The organism is Vibrio sp. 811 (genome assembly GCF_033339195.1).
The window spans coordinates 1-624 of record NZ_JAWOUB010000550.1 but is presented as its reverse complement, the minus strand read 5'-3'; the positions used below and the strand labels follow the sequence as shown (position 1 = coordinate 624).

General features: G+C 40.1%; 1 protein-coding gene. It reads left to right on the top strand.

Annotated elements, in window-relative coordinates; all coding sequences use genetic code 11:
• Positions 1-2: 2 nt before the first annotated feature.
• A partial coding sequence (locus R7Q46_RS28030; RefSeq protein ID WP_318078417.1) for a helix-turn-helix transcriptional regulator occupies positions 3-624 on the top strand: 622 nt, incomplete at its 3' end.

Sequence of the window (624 nt, the reverse complement as noted above, 5' to 3'; positions counted from 1 at the left end):
AGATGACAGATCTGACTCCCGAATATTTACTAGCCGCTTTACGACAAGCGATTAAAACAAAGGGGCTAACATATCGAGAGCTATCTGAAAAAATGGGCATGCCATTGTCCACTTTTAAGAGACATTTAACCAGTACCAACCTCGCGTTAGATAAACTGCTTGAATACTGTCGTGCGATTGACTGTACATTGGATGAATTGCAAAAGTTAGCCAATCAGTTGCAAGGTGAAGATGAAGATTATTTTAGTCGAACACAAGATGAAGTGTTTTTTCAGTTCCCACATCTTTACGATTTTTATCGTGAACTGAGGATGTTGCGCGGAAAAGATGGATACACAATTTTAAAGAAAAAATACGACTTATCAGAGCAAAGCATGTCTGATTATCTGGGTGCACTAGAGTTGCTAGACCTTGTTTACGTAGATGAAAACAAAAGTATTACGTTGCACGGCCCGCTGTACTACAGCTACGCAGAAAACTCGAAGTTAAACGATAAGTACACCGAGATAATCAAAGAGCAAACAACGACACATGATAAATGCGTTCGTGTTGCTTTGGCGCGAATGAAAATTACGGAAGAACAGTTGCTGGAGCTTGAAGATCAAGTAGCGAAAACGGTGATTG